This is a genomic window from Clostridium sp. SGI.024, assembly GCF_050315195.1.
GTDB lineage: Bacteria > Bacillota > Clostridia > Clostridiales > Clostridiaceae > Clostridium.
The window spans coordinates 1-525 of the sequence record NZ_JBNPON010000158.1; the positions used below are offsets into that span (position 1 = coordinate 1).

6 tRNA genes are annotated in these 525 nt (G+C 49.5%); all 6 read left to right on the forward strand.

The annotated features are described in order from the left end of the window. Positions 1-14 precede the first annotated feature (14 nt). The 6 genes from ACQRD5_RS17175 to ACQRD5_RS17200 all read left to right on the forward strand — a co-directional run bounded on the left by ACQRD5_RS17175 (position 15) and on the right by ACQRD5_RS17200 (position 525). A tRNA-His gene (locus tag ACQRD5_RS17175) sits at positions 15-90 on the forward strand. A gap of 7 nt (positions 91-97) precedes the next feature. After that, a tRNA-Gln gene (locus ACQRD5_RS17180) sits at positions 98-172 on the forward strand. A 3-nt stretch (positions 173-175) separates the two neighbouring features. Beyond that, positions 176-251 (forward strand) — tRNA-Lys (locus ACQRD5_RS17185). Between the two features lie 9 nt (positions 252-260). Continuing rightward, a tRNA-Leu gene (locus ACQRD5_RS17190) sits at positions 261-344 on the forward strand. A gap of 26 nt (positions 345-370) precedes the next feature. Next, positions 371-445: transfer RNA gene (locus tag ACQRD5_RS17195), tRNA-Gly, on the forward strand. Between the two features lie 6 nt (positions 446-451). Beyond that, a tRNA-Gly gene (locus tag ACQRD5_RS17200) sits at positions 452-525 on the forward strand.

Sequence of the window (525 nt, forward strand, 5' to 3'; positions counted from 1 at the left end):
ACGCACCATTAATGGTGAACGTAGTTCAGTTGGTAGAGCGCCAGTTTGTGGCACTGGTTGTCGTGGGTTCGAGTCCCATCGTTCACCCCATTAATACTGGGATATCGCCAAGCGGTAAGGCACCGCACTTTGACTGCGGTATTCGTAGGTTCGAATCCTGCTATCCCAGCCATGTGGTTTACTAGCTCATTCGGTAGAGCACTTGACTTTTAATCAAGGTGTACCGGGTTCGATTCCCGGGTAAGCCACCAAATATATATGCAGATGTGGCGGAATTGGCAGACGCACTAGACTTAGGATCTAGCGCCATTGGCGTGGGGGTTCGACTCCCTTCATCTGCACCATATATATTTTAAAATTAAGAAAATAAGCGGAAGTGGCTCAATGGTAGAGCGTCACCTTGCCAAGGTGAATGTTGCGGGTTCGAGTCCCGTCTTTCGCTCCATAATATGCGGGTGTAGCTCAATGGTAGAGCCCTTGCCTTCCAAGCAAGTTACGTGAGTTCGATTCTCATCACCCGCTCCA